General features: G+C 51.6%; 2 protein-coding genes. Both read right to left on the bottom strand.

The window, feature by feature from the left end; translation table 11 throughout:
* Nucleotides 1-134: 134 nt before the first annotated feature.
* Nucleotides 135-992: a thiol:disulfide interchange protein DsbG gene (gene dsbG / locus AC2VLY_RS04290; protein WP_486892847.1), complete on the bottom strand. Its 858-nt coding sequence runs from the start codon at nt 990-992 to the stop codon at nt 135-137.
* A 171-nt stretch (nt 993-1,163) separates the two neighbouring features.
* A partial coding sequence (locus tag AC2VLY_RS04285) for a LexA family protein (protein ID WP_486892848.1) occupies nt 1,164-1,336 on the bottom strand: 173 nt, incomplete at its 5' end.

Raw genomic sequence — 1,336 nt, 5'->3', positions numbered from 1 at the left:
CTGAAAATGCAGACGGGCCTCCACCTCGGTGTTTTCCGGGTCCAGATGAACATTCAGCGCAACATCGGTAATCCGATAAAGGGGCGGCTGATAATCTTCGCGATGAATAACCGCGTTATTATCTTGGGCAATCATCAATGGCAAGCTCCATTTTCCAGGCTGCTGATATGATCAACAAAATCGGCCAGACTTGAACGATCCAACCCATGGGCCAGAACGGCCTGATTATGTGTATTACAATAAATCAGGGTCGGGGTCGCCACTTCTCCGCTTTCACTCAGCAGCTTGGTATTGTCTTCTACTGCAGCCAGTGTCGCCGCATCAGGGGTTTTAGCGGGAGAAATGCCGCCCTCTTCCGTCGCCTCATCAAAGCCTTTTTCATTTTCTGCCATGGCGGCAGCAGGATCACTGGCCCCCAAAATAGCCGCCGCTTTTCCGGCGCTGCTGGGCTTCAGGAAAGCCACGACCACATAGCGGACGCGTAGCTTACCTGCAGCAATGAGCGGTTTGGCTTCTTCGTAAAACTTGTGACAGTAAATGCAGTTAGGGTCCACAAAAGCCGTGAGCTCCGGTCCTTTGGTTCCCAGCACAAAACTGTCGGCATGCGCGGCTTTTTCAGCCAAAACCGCAGCCGATGCCGGTTTGGGAATGAGCCCCAGCTTAATCATGTCGGCATGGGCGGCATCCTGACCTTGCTGATTGAGCACCGGCCCGGCCACCAGATATTGTCCATCTGACGTCGCATAGGCAATGGTTGGATGACCTTCCATACTGACTTCAATCCCCGTCAAACCTCCAGGGCCAGGAAAAACCTTTTCAGCACTGGCCTGGCCGTGGGTAACATCATTCAGCAGCTTCTTGGCGCCATTCAGACTCAACGGACTGCTGCTCATAGCGGAGTCAGGATTGATGGCAAAGCGTTCGATAACTGCCCCGGTTAAGCCGCCAATAATTAAAAGACCCACTGCCAGAGCGATAGATGATTTGTCCATGTATGAAAGTTAATCCTGTAAATTCTGAAAAAAGTGACAAGGGAAGATTGTAAACCGCTGAGAGCATCAAGACCAGAAATGACAAGATCCGTAAAAACCAGAGTTGCGTACACGCGGCAAACCCTTGAGAGAAGACCTTCAACGCCGGTGATGGTTCCCGAAATGGACGTTTTAGAGGCGGTTACCAATGCGCAGCAGACCAACCACCTGCCCTTCAATCTGCAAATCATCACGCGACAAATCTACATCAATAGGAGAAAAATCCGGATTTTCGGGTAACAGGCTGACTTTGCTCTGCTTCCGTTGCCAACGCTTGACCGTAACCTCTCCGTTGACTCGGGCCA

The organism is Acidithiobacillus sp. TH-A36, assembly GCF_057473445.1.
This window is presented reverse-complemented; position numbering and strand designations above follow the sequence as displayed.